At 73.8% G+C, this 14896-nt stretch carries 14 protein-coding genes; 9 read left to right on the forward strand and 5 right to left on the reverse strand.

All coding sequences use genetic code 11. The annotated features are described in order from the left end of the window. Positions 1–45 precede the first annotated feature (45 nt). The 3 genes from ACLJN9_RS25380 to ACLJN9_RS25390 all read right to left on the reverse strand — a co-directional run bounded on the left by ACLJN9_RS25380 (position 46) and on the right by ACLJN9_RS25390 (position 2322). Positions 46–813 (reverse strand): polyprenol monophosphomannose synthase, encoded by a 768-nt coding sequence (locus tag ACLJN9_RS25380; RefSeq protein ID WP_410814095.1) that lies wholly within the window; start codon positions 811–813, stop codon positions 46–48. A gap of 82 nt (positions 814–895) precedes the next feature. Beyond that, complete coding sequence (locus tag ACLJN9_RS25385) at positions 896–1897, reverse strand: SDR family oxidoreductase (protein WP_410814096.1); 1002 nt, start codon at positions 1895–1897, stop codon at positions 896–898. Beyond that, complete coding sequence (locus ACLJN9_RS25390) at positions 1894–2322, reverse strand: SRPBCC family protein (RefSeq protein WP_410814097.1); 429 nt, start codon at positions 2320–2322, stop codon at positions 1894–1896. The genes ACLJN9_RS25385 and ACLJN9_RS25390 overlap by 4 nt, the downstream gene beginning before the upstream one ends. 191 nt (positions 2323–2513) lie before the next feature. On the opposite strand from ACLJN9_RS25390, the gene ACLJN9_RS25395 reads away from it, so the two are divergent. The 8 genes from ACLJN9_RS25395 to ACLJN9_RS25430 are packed head-to-tail and all read left to right on the forward strand — an operon-like array spanning position 2514 to position 11174. Then, on the forward strand, positions 2514–4190 hold the full coding sequence (locus tag ACLJN9_RS25395; RefSeq protein WP_410814098.1) for an HAD-IIIA family hydrolase: 1677 nt from the start codon (positions 2514–2516) through the stop codon (positions 4188–4190). Continuing rightward, positions 4187–5161 carry a glycosyltransferase gene (locus tag ACLJN9_RS25400; protein WP_410814099.1) on the forward strand — a complete coding sequence of 325 codons (975 nt, stop codon included), beginning with the start codon at positions 4187–4189 and terminating at the stop codon, positions 5159–5161. Before ACLJN9_RS25395 ends, ACLJN9_RS25400 begins: the two co-directional genes overlap by 4 nt. Beyond that, positions 5146–6363, forward strand: a complete 1218-nt coding sequence (locus ACLJN9_RS25405; protein ID WP_410814100.1) for a glycosyltransferase — start codon at positions 5146–5148, stop codon at positions 6361–6363. Before ACLJN9_RS25400 ends, ACLJN9_RS25405 begins: the two co-directional genes overlap by 16 nt. Continuing rightward, positions 6360–7046, forward strand: a complete 687-nt coding sequence (locus tag ACLJN9_RS25410; protein ID WP_410814324.1) for an SIS domain-containing protein — start codon at positions 6360–6362, stop codon at positions 7044–7046. The genes ACLJN9_RS25405 and ACLJN9_RS25410 overlap by 4 nt, the downstream gene beginning before the upstream one ends. A 10-nt stretch (positions 7047–7056) precedes the next feature. After that, positions 7057–8559, forward strand: a complete 1503-nt coding sequence (locus tag ACLJN9_RS25415; RefSeq protein WP_410814101.1) for a PfkB family carbohydrate kinase — start codon at positions 7057–7059, stop codon at positions 8557–8559. After that, positions 8556–9257: an SDR family oxidoreductase gene (locus ACLJN9_RS25420; RefSeq protein WP_410814102.1), complete on the forward strand. Its 702-nt coding sequence runs from the start codon at positions 8556–8558 to the stop codon at positions 9255–9257. Before ACLJN9_RS25415 ends, ACLJN9_RS25420 begins: the two co-directional genes overlap by 4 nt. After that, positions 9254–10207: a glycosyltransferase family 9 protein gene (locus ACLJN9_RS25425; RefSeq protein WP_410814103.1), complete on the forward strand. Its 954-nt coding sequence runs from the start codon at positions 9254–9256 to the stop codon at positions 10205–10207. The genes ACLJN9_RS25420 and ACLJN9_RS25425 overlap by 4 nt, the downstream gene beginning before the upstream one ends. Further along, positions 10191–11174, forward strand: a complete 984-nt coding sequence (locus ACLJN9_RS25430) for a DNA topoisomerase IB (protein WP_410814104.1) — start codon at positions 10191–10193, stop codon at positions 11172–11174. The genes ACLJN9_RS25425 and ACLJN9_RS25430 overlap by 17 nt, the downstream gene beginning before the upstream one ends. A 187-nt stretch (positions 11175–11361) precedes the next feature. On the opposite strand, the gene ACLJN9_RS25435 is transcribed toward ACLJN9_RS25430, so the two are convergent. Both ACLJN9_RS25435 and ACLJN9_RS25440 read right to left on the reverse strand, forming a co-directional pair. Further along, entirely contained in the window at positions 11362–12396 is a 1035-nt protein-coding gene (locus ACLJN9_RS25435) for a helix-turn-helix domain-containing protein (RefSeq protein ID WP_410814105.1), read from the reverse strand. 9 nt (positions 12397–12405) lie between these two features. Next, positions 12406–13167, reverse strand: coding sequence for a TetR/AcrR family transcriptional regulator (locus tag ACLJN9_RS25440; RefSeq protein WP_410814106.1), 762 nt, complete (start codon positions 13165–13167; stop codon positions 12406–12408). Positions 13168–13248: 81 nt separating this feature from the next. Between ACLJN9_RS25440 and ACLJN9_RS25445 the strand changes: the two genes are divergently transcribed. Continuing rightward, positions 13249–14835 (forward strand): MFS transporter, encoded by a 1587-nt coding sequence (locus ACLJN9_RS25445; protein WP_410814107.1) that lies wholly within the window; start codon positions 13249–13251, stop codon positions 14833–14835. Positions 14836–14896: the final 61 nt, after the last annotated feature.

Raw genomic sequence — 14896 nt, forward strand, 5'->3', positions numbered from 1 at the left:
GGACGCCAGTGAATCCCGACCGCCTCCGGGCAGGCGGACGCGGGGTCAGCCGGTGATGTTGCGGTGCTTACTGCGCAGGCGGAACGGCATCAGCGCGCTCTCCACCTTGGTCGCGGTCGTCATCTTCGACTCCCCGTCGCGCCGCTCCTCGAAGCGGATCGGCACCTCCAGGATGGTGTGCCCCAGCTTGGTGGCCAGGTAGTGCATCTCCACCTGGAAGCTGTAACCGTTGGACTGCACCCGCTCCAGGCCGATGTCCCGCAGCGCTTCGGCCTGCCAGATCTTGAAGCCGGCGGTGAGATCCCGGATCCGCACCCGCAGCAGCGTGTGCACGTAGAGGTTGGCCCAGCCGCTGAGCGCCCGGCGGTACAGCGGCCAGTTCTCGTCCAACTCGCCACCGGGCACGTAACGGGAGCCGATCACCACGCCAGCCTGTGTGGAGAGCAGCGCGCCCAGCATCCCCGGCAGAGCCTCCGGTGGGTGGGACAGGTCGGCGTCCATCTGCGCCACGTACTCGGCACCACCGTCGAGCGCCCGCCCGATCCCGTCCACGTACGCCCGGCCGAGGCCCTCCTTGCCGGCCCGGTGCACCACCTCGACCCGGTCCGGGTGCTCGATGGCCAACTTGTCGGCTACCTCACCGGTGCCGTCGGGCGAGTTGTCGTCGGCGACGAGGATACGTAGCCCCGGCAGTGGCAGCGCGAGGAGCCGCTCAACCAACGCCGGCAGGTTGCCTGCCTCGTTGTAGGTGGGCACCACGACGGTCAGGCGCACGTCCCGCCACGGTGACGGCAGCTGCACGGGCTCGATCATGTCGGACATCCTCGGTCTGCGGACAGGGGCTACCTGAGAGGGTAGCCAGTCACCACCTTTGAGTCGAAAAGGCTCCCCTCTCTCAGCGCCGGCCGCGCGCCAGAGCGGTGAGGGCCAGCGCCGCGCCGGCGAGCGCCGCGCCGGACAGCGCCTGCTTGTGGGTGCCGACCCAGAGCGCCGCCGAGCGGTTACGCGCGCGGTCGCCGAACACCCCGTTCGCGCCCCGATCCCGGTCGTCGTCGCCGGGGTGGTCGAGATTGTCCCGCCAGGCGGCCGGATCGATCTCCTCGCCGGTCTGCTGACTGTCGTACCCGTTCCGGGCCAGCAGGCGGTCGAGCACGCCGGGGATCAGGATGTCGCCCAGCCGGGCCCGCCAGGTCGGACCGCCGACGTTGAGCTCCCGGGTGCCCCGGTCGGCGGCCCAGAGGATCGCCCGGGCGGCCAACTCCGGTGTGAAGATCGGCGGCACCGGCTGCGGATGCCGGGGCAGCCGGGTGCGGACCCAGGAGAACTGCGGCGTGTTCACCGCCGGCAGCTGCACCATCGACAGCTTCACCCCCGGGCAGTCGTGCAGCAACTCGGCCCGGAGCGAGTCGTTGAACCCCTGAACGGCGTGCTTGCTCGCGCAGTACGCCGACTGCAGCGGGATACCCCGGTAGGCCAGCGCCGAGCCGACCTGCACGATCGCGCCCCGGCCGTGTGCCCGCATGTGCCGCAGCGCCGCCAGGGTGCCGTGCACCGTGCCCAGGTAGGTGACCTCGGTGACCCGGCGGAACTCCCGCGCCGGGATCTCCCAGGCCGGCGCGAACACCGACACCATGGCGTTGTTGACCCACACGTCGATGACGCCCCACCGATGCACCACGTCGTCGGCGGCCTGCTGCACCGCGCCCGCGTCCGCCACGTCGACCCGGTACACACGGACGTCGGCGGCGCCGCGCAGCCGGCAGTCCCGCTCGGCGGCGGCCAACCCCGCCTCGCCCCGGGCCAGGAGCGCCAGCCGGGCGCCCCGTGCCGCGTACGCGTGGGCCACCGCCCGGCCCACGCCGGCGCTCGCTCCGGTCACCACCACGGTCTGCGTCACTGTGCGGCCCGCTTCCGGATCGCGATGTCGGACAGCCGCCGGAGCGTCTCCCGGTTGCGCAGGTGCAGCACCCTGTCGTTGACCTTGTTGCGTACCCAGCGCAGCGGGCCGGCGGCGAAGTCCTCGCCGAGACGGACCCGGGTGGCGCCCGCACCGACGGGTTCCAGGCTGAACGTCACGATCGCCTCGCCGGCCGGCCACAGGCCGGCCCGCAGCACGAGCCGGTGCGGCGGATCGCAGGTCAGCACGGTCGAGGCGTCCTGCAACGAGAACGGCCACGGGCCGGCCCGGTGGTGCAGTTGGCTGCCCACCCGGGGCCAGGCGTCGTCCACGTTGCGCACGTGTGCCGTGCCGACCACCCAGTCGCTGTACGTCCATCCATCGGCCAGCACCTCGAACACCTGCTCAGGAGGAGCTTCGATCACTTTCTCCACAATCGCCACCCGGGTCCCATACCCCCACCACGGCGGCGGCTAACAAGCCGTCGGGTTAGCTTCTCCGGGGCGGCGGGTACAGCCGACGAGTAGGTCGTCGGCTCGCCGACGGCGCTGGCACCCCCCGCGCCGACGCCTCGGCGGCCACGTTTACTCCTCGGGGCGCAGGGAACCCGCCGCCTGTGCGACAGGACCAGGAGGATCCGGATCAGCGCAGGTCAGCCCGGGTGTACGCCGGTGCTGGCCGGGCCGCCGGTTCCGGGCTCGTCGCGGCCCCCCGCCCCGTCCTGTACGACGCGGTGCTGCTCGATCGGGACGGCACCCTGATCGAGGACGTGCCGTACAACGGTGATCCGGAGAAGGTGCGGCCGGTGCCGGGCGCGCGGGTGGCGCTGGACCGGTTGCGGGCGGCCGGGCTGCGGCTGGCGGTGGTGACGAACCAGTCGGGTCTGGCCCGGGGGTACTTCACCGGCGAGCAGATGCGGGCGGTGCAGGCCCGGGTCGAGGAGTTGCTCGGTCGTTTCGACGCGTGGTTGGTGTGTCCGCACGACGACGCCGACGGTTGTGGCTGTCGCAAACCGGCACCGGGGTTGGTGCACGCCGCGGCCCGGGAGCTGGGCACGAGTGCGTCCCGGTGCGTCCTGGTGGGTGACATCGGCCGGGACGTCGCCGCCGCCCTGGCCGCGGGTGCGGCGGGGGTGCTGGTGCCCACGCCGGTGACCCGACCCGAGGAGATCGCCGCCGCCGGGTGGGTGGCCGACGATCTGCCGGCGGCGGTGCGGGAGATCCTGCGCCGGCAGCAGGCGGTGCTGCCGGGTCGGGTGACCGACCCGGTGGGTACGGCGTTGGTGGTGCGGTCGGACTCGGCGGGCGACGTCCTGGTCACCGGGCCGGCGATCCGCGCCGTCGCGGCCGGGGCGCGTCGGGTGGTGCTGCTGTGCGGGCCGAGGGGACGCGCCGCCGCGGACCTGCTGCCCGGGGTCGACGAGGTCGTCGAGCACCCGTTGCCGTGGATCGACCCGGATCCCGCGCCGGTCGACCCGGACGTCCTGCGGACCCTGACCGCGCGTCTCGCCGCGGTTGGCGCCGACGAGGCGGTCGTGTTCACGTCGTTTCACCAGTCGGCGCTGCCGTTGGCCCTGCTGCTGCGGATGGCGGGCGTCGGCCGGATCGCCGCGATCAGCGACGACTATCCGGGTTCCCTGGTGGACATCCGTCACCGGGTACCGGTCGGTGTGCCCGAGTCCGAGCGCGCCCTGTCCCTCGCGGCGGCCGCCGGCCACCGGTTGTCCCCGGACGACGAACCCGTGCTCCGGCTCCGGCCGGACGCCGTGGTGCCCCGCCCGGCCGCCCTCGGCGACCCCGGCTACGTGGTGCTGCACCCCGGCTCGGCCGCGTCGAGTCGGGCCTGCCCACCCGCGCTGGCGGCCCGGATCGCCGAGGCGCTGACCGCCGCCGGGCACCGCGTACTGGTCACCGGCAGTCGCGACGAGCGCGAGGTCACCGCCCGGGTCGCGGCCGCCGGCGGCACCGACCTCGGTGGCCGGACCGACATGGCCGGGCTGGCCGGCATCGTCGCCGACGCCGCCGCGGTGGTGGTCGGCAACACCGGGCCCGCCCATCTGGCCGCCGCGGCCGGGGTGCCGGTGGTGAGTCTCTTCGCGCCGACCGTCCCGTTCGGACAATGGGGGCCGTACCGGGTGCCCACCGTCCGGCTCGGCGACGCCGGCGCGCTCTGCCGGGACACCCGGGCGGCCACCTGCCCGGTCCCCGGGCATCCCTGCCTCGGCGGCGTCGACCCGGCCGAGGTGGTCGAGGCGCTGCGGGTGCTGGCCGTCTCCGGTGGTGGCGGACGATGAACGTCCTGCTCTGGCACGTGCACGGCTCCTGGACCACGTCGTTCGTGCACGGCGACCACCGCTACCTCATTCCCACCACACCCGACCGCGGCGCCTACGGCCTCGGCCGCGCCCGCACCTACCCGTGGCCCGACACCGCCGTCGAGGTCACCCCCGACGACCTGCCCGCCACGGACGTCGACCTGGTGATCCTGCAACGCCCCGAAGAACTCGACCTCGCCCAGGAATGGTTGGGCCGCCGCCCCGGTCACGACGTCCCCGCCATCTACGTCGAACACAACACCCCCAAGGGCGACGTGCCCCACACCCGCCACCCGATGGCCGACCGCGACGACCTCCTCGTCGCCCACGTCAGCGGTTTCAACCAGATCTTCTGGGACACCGGCACCACGCCCACCACCGTCGTCGACCACGGCATCGTCGCTCCCAGCGCGTCCTACACCGGGGAGCTCGACCGGCTCGCCGTCGTCATCAACGAACCCATCCGACGGGGCCGCGTCACCGGCACCGACCTGCTGCCGCAGTTCGCCGAGATCGCCCCACTGGACGTCTACGGCATGGGTGTCACCGGCCTCGCCGAGCACCTCGGCGTCCCTTCCGACCGGATCATCAGCCACGACGACGTACCCCAGGACCGGATGCACGGCGAACTGGCCCAACGACGCGCCTACCTGCACCTGTGCCGTTGGACCTCTCTCGGGCTCAGCCTCATCGAGGCGATGTCCATCGGCATGCCCGTCATCGCCCTCGCCACCACCGAAGCCGTGACGGCCGTACCGCCGGACGCCGGGGCGCTCGCCACCCGGACGGACACCCTGCTCGACGCCGCCCGCCGGTTCCTCGCGGACCCGGCGGCCGCGCGCCAGGCCGGCGCGGCGGCGCAGGCTGCCGCGCGGGAGAAGTACGGCCTCGACCGTTTCCTCGCTGACTGGGACCGGCTGCTGGAGGAGGAAGTATGCGGATCGCGATGATCTCGGAGCACGCCAGCCCGCTCGCCATCCTCGGAGGGGAGGACGCCGGCGGCCAGAACACGCACGTCGCGGAGCTGTCCGCCGCGCTCGCCGCCGCCGGGCACGAGGTGCGGGTCTACACCCGTCGTGACGCGCTCGACCTGCCGGTCAGCGTCCGCAGCCCGGACGGGTACGACGTGGTGCACGTGCCGGCCGGTCCGGCCGAGCCGGTGGCCAAGGACGCGCTGCTGCCGCACATGCGGGAGTTCAGCCGCTGGCTGATCGAACGGTGGCGGGGCGGGGACTGGGTGCCCGAGGTCGTCCACGCGCACTTCTGGATGAGCGGTCTGGCCGCCCTGACCGCTGGCCGTGAGACCGGGGTGCCGGTGGTGCAGACGTTCCACGCGTTGGGCACCGTGAAGCGCCGCTATCAGGGAGTGCAGGACACCAGCCCGGCCCGGCGGGTGTCCTACGAGCGCGAGTTGGGTCGCTCGGTGGACCGGGTGGTCGCGCAGTGCCGCGACGAGGTCGGCGAGCTGGTCCGGATGGGGGTTCCCCGATCCCGGATGACCGTCGTGCCCTCCGGGGTCAACCTCGCCTCGTTCTCGCCGCTCGGGCCGGCGGCGGACCGTGCGCCGGGTCGGGCCCGGATCCTGACCGTGGGCCGGCTGGTCGAACGCAAGGGCTTCCAGACGGTGGTCCGCGCGATGGAGCTGGTCCCGGACGCCGAGTGCGTGGTGGTCGGCGGCCCACCCGAGGGGCTGCTGGAGACCGACCCGTACGCCCGGCGGCTGCGGGCCCTCGCCGAGTCGTGCGGGGTGGCCGACCGGGTACGGCTGGTCGGCGCGGTGCCCCGGGAGGAGATGGCCCGCTGGTACCGCTCGGCGGACCTGCTGGTGGCCGCCCCCTGGTACGAACCGTTCGGGTTGACGCCGCTGGAGGCGATGGCCTGTGGAGTGCCGGTCGTCGGCACCGCCGTGGGCGGGATCCGCGACACCGTGGTCGACGGGACGACCGGGCTTCTCGTGCCGGCCCGGGACCCGCGCGCGCTGGCCGCCGCGATCGGGCGGCTGCTCGACGACCGGATACTCCGCTTCGGGTACGCCGCGGCGGCGCGTGAGCGGGTCCGGTCGCGGTACTCGTGGACGGTCGCCGCCGAGCAGCTGGCGGAGGTCTACGGCGAGGTGGCCGCGGTGCGCCGGCCGAGCCGGGTGGTGGCCTGATGCCGGCGGGCACCCTGCTCGACACCCACCTGAGCAATCTCGCCGCGGCGCTGGCGCCCTACCGGGCGTGCGAGCCACAGCTGGCGCGCTGGGGTGCGCGGCTCGCGCACCGGCTGGCCGCCGGCGGGCGGCTGCTGGTCGCCGGTAACGGGGGCAGCGCCGCCGAGGCCCAGCACCTCACCGCCGAACTCGTCGGCAAACTCCACGACGACCGCCAACCGCTGTCCGCCATCGCCCTGCACGCCGAAACGAGTGCCCTCACCGCGATCGCCAACGACTTCGGCTACGCCGACGTCTACGCCCGCCAGGTCCGCGCCCACGGCCGACCCGGCGACATCCTCCTGCTTCTGAGCACCAGCGGCACCAGCGGCAACCTCCTCACCGCCGCCCACACCGCCCACGACGCCGGCCTCACCACTTGGGCCCTCACCGGGCCCACGCCCAATCCCCTCGCCGACACCTGCCACGACACGCTCGCCGTCGCATCCCCCGACACCCAGGTCGTCCAGGAACTGCACCTCGTCACCAGCCACCTGCTCTGCGAGTACCTCGAACAGGAACTGCCCGCCGCGCTGGCCGCGGCCGGTCAGGCCGCTCCGGCTGGTCGGCCCACGCCGGTGCGTACCGGGGTCGAGGTGGTGCTCGACGGCACGGCTGGGCAACAGGTCGACGCACGAGGATGAGGAGGAGAGCGTGAGGGGACCCGTGGTGGTGGTCGGGGACACCCTGCTGGACCGGGACGTGGAAGGGGTGGTGAACCGCCTCTGCCCGGACTCCCCGGTGCCGGTGCTCGACGAGACCGCAGCCGTCGACCGGCCCGGAGGCGCCGGCCTGGCGGCGGTCTTCGCGGCCGCGCAGGGCGCCGAGGTGGTGTTGGTGACCGCGCTCGCCGACGACGCCGGCGGTGCCCGGTTGAGCGCGCTGCTCGCGGCCGCCGGGGTGCAGGTGTACCCGCTGGCCCTGTCCGGCGCGACGCCGGAGAAGATCCGGCTGCGGGCGCGGGGGCGGGTGCTGCTGCGCCACGACCGCGGCGGCGTGTCGGGCGAACCGGGTCAGCCCTCCGACGAGGTGTTGCGGGTGATCGGTGCGGCGTCGGCGGTGCTGGTCAGCGACTACGGGCGGGGGGTGGCCCGGCAACCCGCGCTGCGTGCCGCGCTGGCCGCCACCCGCGCGCCGGTGGTGTGGGACCCGCACCCGCGCGGACCGGCCGCGGTGCCCGGCGTGCACCTGGCCACCCCGAACGAGTCGGAGGTACGTGAGTTGGTCCCCGTGCCGCCCGGGACGTCCCGGTTGGCGAGCGCCTCCCAGGGCGCGCAGGGGCTGCGCCGACGCTGGCGGGCCGGCGCGGTCGCGGTGACCCTGGGCGGGGACGGCGCGCTGCTCTGCCACGCCGGGTCGACGCCGCTCGTGGTGCCCACCCCGGGCAGCGCCGAGGGGGACACCTGCGGGGCAGGCGACCGGTTCGCGGCCGCCGCCAGTCTCGCGCTGGCGAGCGGCGCGCTGGTGTCCGAGGCCGTGCAGGTGGCGGTGGCGGAGGCGTCCGCGTACGTGGCCGGTGGCGGAGTGGCTGCGGCGCTGCCACCGCCGGTGCGGCCGGTGACCGCCGGTGTGATTGGCCCGGGTGGTGAGCGGGTGGGCGTCGCGGCGGTCGCCACGCTGCTGGCCGAAGTGCGGGCCGCCGGCGGCACGGTGGTCGCCACCGGTGGCTGTTTCGACCTGCTGCACGCCGGGCACGTCGCCACCCTGCAGGCCGCCCGGCAGCTCGGTGACTGCCTGATCGTGTGCGTCAACTCCGACGCCAGCGTGGCCGGGTTGAAGGGGCCGGACCGGCCGGTGATGTCCGAGGGGGACCGCAGCAGGCTGCTGGCCGCGCTCAGCTGCGTGGACGCGGTCATGATCTTCGATGAGCCGACCCCGGACGCGGCGCTGTCCTGGCTGCGCCCGGACATCTGGGTCAAGGGCGGGGACTACGCCACCGGCGGTTCGGACGCCGCGACGCTGCCCGAGGCGGAGGTCCTGCGCCGCTGGGGAGGGCACACGGTGGTGGTGCCCTACCTGGACGGGCGCTCCACCACCGACATGATCGCCCGTTCCGGGCACGCCACCGGCGCCTGCTGCGCCGCCAGCCAACCGCCGGAGCCGGTGCGCCTGTCCGCGCCGTCGACGGCCACGCCCGGTCGGGAGCGGACGCGATGAGCGCCAACTCGCCCGGCGCGGGGCCCACCGTGCTGGTCAGCGGCGGCTCCAGTGGGCTCGGCGCGGCGGTGGTCGCCGCGGTGGCCGCCTCCGGTGGCCGCCCACTCGTGCTGGACCGGCAGCCGCCGGTCGACGGGGTGTCCTGGACCGAGTGCGACCTGGCCGACACCCGAGCCGCCGAGGTGGCCACTCGGCACCTCGCCGAGCAGGCCGGCGGCGTGGACGCGGTGGTCACCGCCGCCGGTATGGACGTGCCCGGCCGGCTCGCCGACGTGCCCGGCGAGACCTGGGACCGCATCATCGCCGTCGACCTGCTGGCCACCGTGGCGGTGATCCGCGCCGCTCTGCCGTTCCTGGAGACCTCCCGGGGTCGCATCGTCACGGTCGCCTCCACGCTGGGGGTGAAGGCGGTCAGCGACGCCACCGCGTACTGCGCGGCGAAGTTCGGTGTCGTCGGCTTCACCCGCGCTCTGGCCGCCGAACTCGCCGGCCGGGTCGGCGTCACCCTGCTCATCCCCGGCGGTATGCGCACGGCGTTCTTCGACGAACGCGACCCGCAGTACAAACCCGGGCCGGACGCGATCCTCAACGACCCCGGCGACACCGCCGCCGCGATCATGTTCGCGCTCGCCCAGCCGCCCGGCTGCGCGGTCCGCGAGATGGTGGTCTGCGCCGAACAGGAGAGCTCGTACCCGTGATCCTCGTCCTGCGCGCCCTCGGCGTCGGCGACCTGGTCACGGCGGTGCCCGCGCTGCGGGCACTGCGGGCCGCGTACCCCGGACGGGAGCTGGTGCTCGCCGCACCCGCCTGGCTGGCACCGCTGGTCGACCTGGTCGGTGGTGTCGACCGCCTGGTGGACACCGCAGGGCTCGACGGGCCGGTCGGGCCCGGCCCGGCTCCGCAGGTCGCGGTCAACCTGCACGGGCGCGGCCCGCAGTCGCACCGGCTGCTCGCCGCCGCCCGGCCTGGACGGCTGCTGGCCTTCGCCAACCGCGACGCCGGCTGGACCGACGGCCCGCGGTGGGCCGCCGACGAGCACGAGGTGGACCGGTGGTGCCGGCTGCTGTCCTGGTACGACATCCCGGCCGATCGGGGGGACCTCGCGCTGCGTCGGCCCGCTCCGGCCGGGCTGCCCAGCGGGGCCACCGTACTGCATCCGGGCAGCACGGTCCCCGCCAAGCGCTGGCCCGCCGAGCGGTTCGCCGCGCTGGCCCGGGCGCTCACCGACCGGGGTCACCGGGTGCTGCTCACCGGTTCGGCCGACGAGCGGGCGCTGGCCGCCCGGGTGGCCGGCGCGGCGGGCCTGCCACCTGCCGCCGTGCTGGCCGGCCGCACCGATCTGGGCGCGCTCGCCGCCCTGATCGCCGAGGCTCGGCTGGTGGTCAGCGGGGACACCGGCGTGGCTCACCTGGCCACCGGCTACGGCACCGCCTCGGTGGTGCTCTTCGGGCCGGTGCCGCCGGCTCTCTGGGGGCCGCCGCCAGATCGTCCCCGGCACCGGGTGCTCTGGGCCGGGGAGAAGGATTGGCCCAGGTGGGACGGGGTAGGAAGCCATCCGACGTTGGCTGCCCTGCGCCTGGACGAGGTGTTGGCCGCCGTGGCTGAGGTGGAACGGGTGGTGCGGGTCTCCGGTGCGGTTGCGGCGTAGTGATCCGGGTCGGTCGGGATACGGCCGTCGCCGGCGTGGCAAGGGCTGGCTCTTTCTCGATCCGACCGGCACGCCGGTCAGGGACCCGGACGTCCTCGCCCGGTTGCGCGAGTTGGTCATCCCGCCGGCCTGGCAGGACGTCTGGATCTCGCCGTACCCGAACGGGCACATCCAGGCGATCGGCGTCGACGCGGCCGGGCGCAGGCAGTACATCTACCACCCGCTGTGGCGGGAGAAGCAGGACGAGGCGAAGTTCGACCACATGCTGGAGGTGGCCCGGCGGCTGCCGGCGCTGCGGGAGCGGGTGGGGCGCGACCTGGACGGCCGGGGGCTGGGCCGGGACCGGGTGCTGGCCACGGTGGCCCGCCTGCTGGACATGGGCATGTTCCGGGTCGGCAGCGACCAGTACGCGGCCGGCGACGAGCCGACGTTCGGGGTGTCCACGCTGCGCCCGCAGCACGCCCGCACCCGCGGCGGCTGCGTGATCTTCGAGTTCCCCGCGAAGGGCGGCATCGAGCAGGTGCGCCGGATCGAGGACCCGGAGCTGTGTCAGGTGCTGACCAACCTGCGTCGTCGGCGACGCGGCGCGGACCGGCTGTTCGGCTACTGGGACGGCCGGGAGTGGCGTGACGTGCACAGCGACGAGGTCAACGGATACCTGCGCGACGCCAGCGGGGGGGACATGACGGCCAAGGACTTCCGCACCTGGCACGCCACCGTCCTGGCCGCCACCGAACTGTCCACCGCCGGCCCGGCACGTTCCATGACGGCGCGGCGCAAGGCGGTGGTCGCGGTGATGCGCGAGGTTGCCGACCTGTTGGGCAACACTCCCACGGTGGCCAGGACATCGTACGTGGATCCGCGGGTGGTCGACCTCTACCACGACGGGGTGGTGGCGCCGGTGGATCCGCGGGCGCCACGCGAGGAGGCCGAGCGGGTGGTGTTGGAGCTGCTGGAGAAGGCCTGACCGGCCCCGCCGACGATCCTGGGGGGAGAGCGACGGGACCGGGGTCTCGGCGTGACGCCGGGTCGTCGCCGGCCGGCCGGCACCGGGCGGCCGCCCGCCGCGGTCTGGCGGCGGGCGCCTCGCCACGGCCCCCGTTGGCGGACGACCGTGACCCGCTGAGCGAGCCACGGATCAACCGCGTTGGTGGTCAGTCTGCCGCCGATGAGTTGACCATGGATGCCGGGCGGTTGACTATCCGCGCCGGACCGGAGTGGGCCTCGCGGTACGCCTGTGGGCTCAGTCCGTGCGCGGCCCGGAACGCCCGACTGAAGTGCGCCTTGTCGGCGAACCCCCAGCGCGCGGCGATGGTCTGGACCCGCTGGCCGTGCAGCGACGGGTCGGTGAGGTCGCGCCGGCACCGCGCCAGCCGCAGGTCCCGGATGTACGTCGCGACGCTGGACTCCTCGGCCTCGAACAGCCGGTGCAGCGAGCGCAGCGAGATGTGGTGGGCGTCCGCGACGACCTGCGGGGTGAGCGTCACGGTGCCGAGGTGGCGGTGGACGTAGGCCTGCACCTGGCTGAGCAGTGCCCGGCGGCGTACCTCGGTCGGCACCGCGTCCTCGGCGACCAGGTGCCGTCCGAGCATGGTGGTGGCCAGGTCCAGAGCCATCGCGCCGAGCCGGTTGGCGTCGGCGGCGTGGTACTGCTCGGGATGTCCGGTCACCTGTAGCAGGAACTGTGCCAGCAGCGCGCCGATCCCCTCGCTGCCGGACATCCGGCCGCCGTAGAGCGCGGCCATCCGCTGCGGTGGCAGCGGCAGCGCGGCGTGCGGGATCAGTGTGATGATCGAGGTGGCCTGGTCACGCTCCGGCTCGGTCGCATGGTGGCAGACGTCGTGCGGGCGGGAGGCGTCGTAGAAGGTGAACTCGCCGGCCAGGATCTCGCTGTGCCGACCGTCCTGACTGGAGGTTCCGACACCGCCGGTGGTCAGGGCGAGCACGTACAGCTCCGGGTCCGACTGGCGGACCAGCTTGCGGGTCCGCGTGGCATCCAGGGACGGGTACTGGTATTCGACCAACTGGATCGGGCCGAGGTCGACGAAGTCGGCCCGGGCGGCGAAGTCGTCCTCGTGCGCGGACTGGATCCGTAGCGGCGCCGAGGTGCGCGCCACCAGGTCGAGCCACATTCCGAACCGCTCAGCCGGCGGCAGAACGGTCGTGTCGACGGTGTCCCGGTGCAGCATGGCGCCCCCTCAGGCCGCTCGTCGACGCATCAGGGCCTCGACGCCGTCGAGGATCCGGTCGAGGCCGAAGGTGAACTCGTCGTCCGGGTCGTCGTCCTGGTTGAGGACGCCGGAGGTCAGCACCCGGTGCAGCGACGGGAAGCGGGACTCGTCGAGAAGGCGGCCCAGCATTCGGCTGTACGTGGGCATCATCTCGCCCGGCTCGACGCCGGCGGCCCGGCTGCCCTCGGTGATCTGCGCGGTGAGCGTGGCCTCGTTGCGGACGTACCCGCTGAGCAGCAGGAGTGTGGACATCTTCTCGCCCTCGGCCAGTGCCGTGCCGTCGAGGCAGCGCAGCCCGTCCTCCATCCAGTCGAGCTGCCAGGGGGTGATCGGCGGGCCGGTGATCGGCACGTGCAGCAGCCAGGGTCGCTGGCGCAGCACGTCGTGTTCGGCCCAGGCCCAGCGGGTCAGGCCGGCGCGCCAGCCGGGCTCGGGCGCGACCGGGCCGGGTGACGGACCGAACCCGGCGTCGACCATGAGCATCACCAGCTCGTCCTTGGAGCCGACGTACCGGTAGAGGGCCATCGTGGCGGCGCCCAGCTCCTTGGCCACCCGGCTCATCGAGACGGCCGCGAACCCGTCGGCGTCGGCCACCCGTACGGCGGCGTCCACGATGCCGCCCACGGTCAGCCCCGGCCGGGGGCCCTTGGGTGGCCGCTCGCGCAGCCCCCAGGCTCTCTCGATGGCCGGCGGGATCGCCGGGCCGCTGTCGTCTGTCCTCGCCGCCACATTTCCTCCTTGCCCTGCCATCCTAGTTCTGCGTATGGTCTACGCATAAGAGCGTACGGCATACGCAGAAGGAGTTCTCCCATGACAGCGACGACCGAACCGGCAGCACGCGCGGGCCGACGGGAGTGGATCGGGTTCGCGGTGCTGATGTTGCCGCTGCTCCTGGTCTCGATGGACGTGTCGGTGCTCTACTTCGCCGTCCCGTTCATCAGCGAGGAGTTGCGGCCCACCGGCACCCAGCAACTCTGGATCTTCGACATCTACGGATTCGTCCTGGCCGGGCTGCTGATCACGATGGGCGCTCTGGGCGACCGGATCGGCCGCCGTCGGCTGCTGCTGTTCGGCGCCACCGCGTTCGGGGCGGCGTCCCTGCTGGCCGCGTACGCCGACAGCGCCACGACCCTGATCGCCGCACGCGCCGTCCTCGGCATCGGCGGGGCCACCCTGATGCCCTCCACGCTCGCCCTGGTGCGCAACATGTTCCACGACGCCAAGCAGCGCGGCACCGCGATCGGCATCTGGACCGCCACGCTCACCGGCGGCATCGCGATCGGCCCGGTGCTCAGCGGCATCCTGCTGGAGCACTTCTGGTGGGGCTCGATCTTCCTGATCAACATTCCGGCGATGCTGATGCTGCTCCTGCTCGCCCCGGTCCTCGTGCCCGAGTTCCGCAACCCGGTGGCCGGACGGTTCGACCTGGTCAGCGCCGTGTTGTCGCTCGGCGCACTGCTGCCGGTCATCTACGGCATCAAGGAGACGGCCCGCGACGGCGTCGACGCGGTACGGGTACTGGCCATCGTCGCCGGCCTGCTGGTCGGCGCGCTGTTCCTGCACCGGCAGCGGAGCAGGGCGTACCCGATGATCGACCTGGCGCTGTTCCGCCGTCGCGGCTTCGCCGGCTCGCTCGCGGTCAACCTGCTGGCGATGTTCGCCCTGGTCGGCTTCGCCATCTTCACCACCCAGCACCTCCAGCTGGTGCTCGGCCTGAGCCCGCTGCGGGCGGCACTGTGGAGTCTGGTGCCGTCGCTGGCGGTGGGCGGGATCGCCCCGGCCGCCGCCGCGCTCGCCCAGCGCGTCGAGCGGGCGTACCTGATCGGGACGGGTTTCGGGATCGCCGTGGTCGGCTTCGCGGTGCTGACCCGGGTCACGCCGGAGTCGTCGCTCTGGCCGCTCCTGGTCGGCGCCAGCATCTACGCGGCCGGTCTGGTCATGGTGATGTCGCTGGTCACCGAGTTGGTGCTCGGCGCGGCGCCGCCGGAGCAGGCGGGTGTCGCCTCGGCGCTGACCGAATCCAGCAGTGAGCTGGGCGGCGCGCTGGGAATGGCGATCCTGGGCAGCGTGGGTGCGGCGGTCTACCGGCGTGAGGTTTCCGACGGACTCCCCGCCGGACTGCCGGGGGACGCCCAGGACGCGGCGCGGGAGACGTTGGGCGGCGCGCTGGCGGTGGCCGAGAAACTTCCCGCCGACCTGGGCGAGGCGGTGCTGCACGCCGCCCGACTGGCGTTCACCGACGGGCTGCACCTCGCCGCGATCGCCGCCATGGTGGCGATGCTGCTGGGCGCGGTGACCGCGCTGATCGCGCTACGCGGCATCCGGCCGGGCGACCCGGCCTCGGTGGCCGCCGATCCCGCTCCGGCCGAGGCGGCGTCGGTCGTCGCCACATCCTGAGGTGGTGGGTTTCCTGGAAGTCGGGGTGTCCCGGGCACGCGAATGCCCCGACTTCCAGGAG

The sequence above is a fragment of the Micromonospora sp. 067-2 genome, assembly GCF_046549295.1.
GTDB lineage: Bacteria > Actinomycetota > Actinomycetes > Mycobacteriales > Micromonosporaceae > Micromonospora.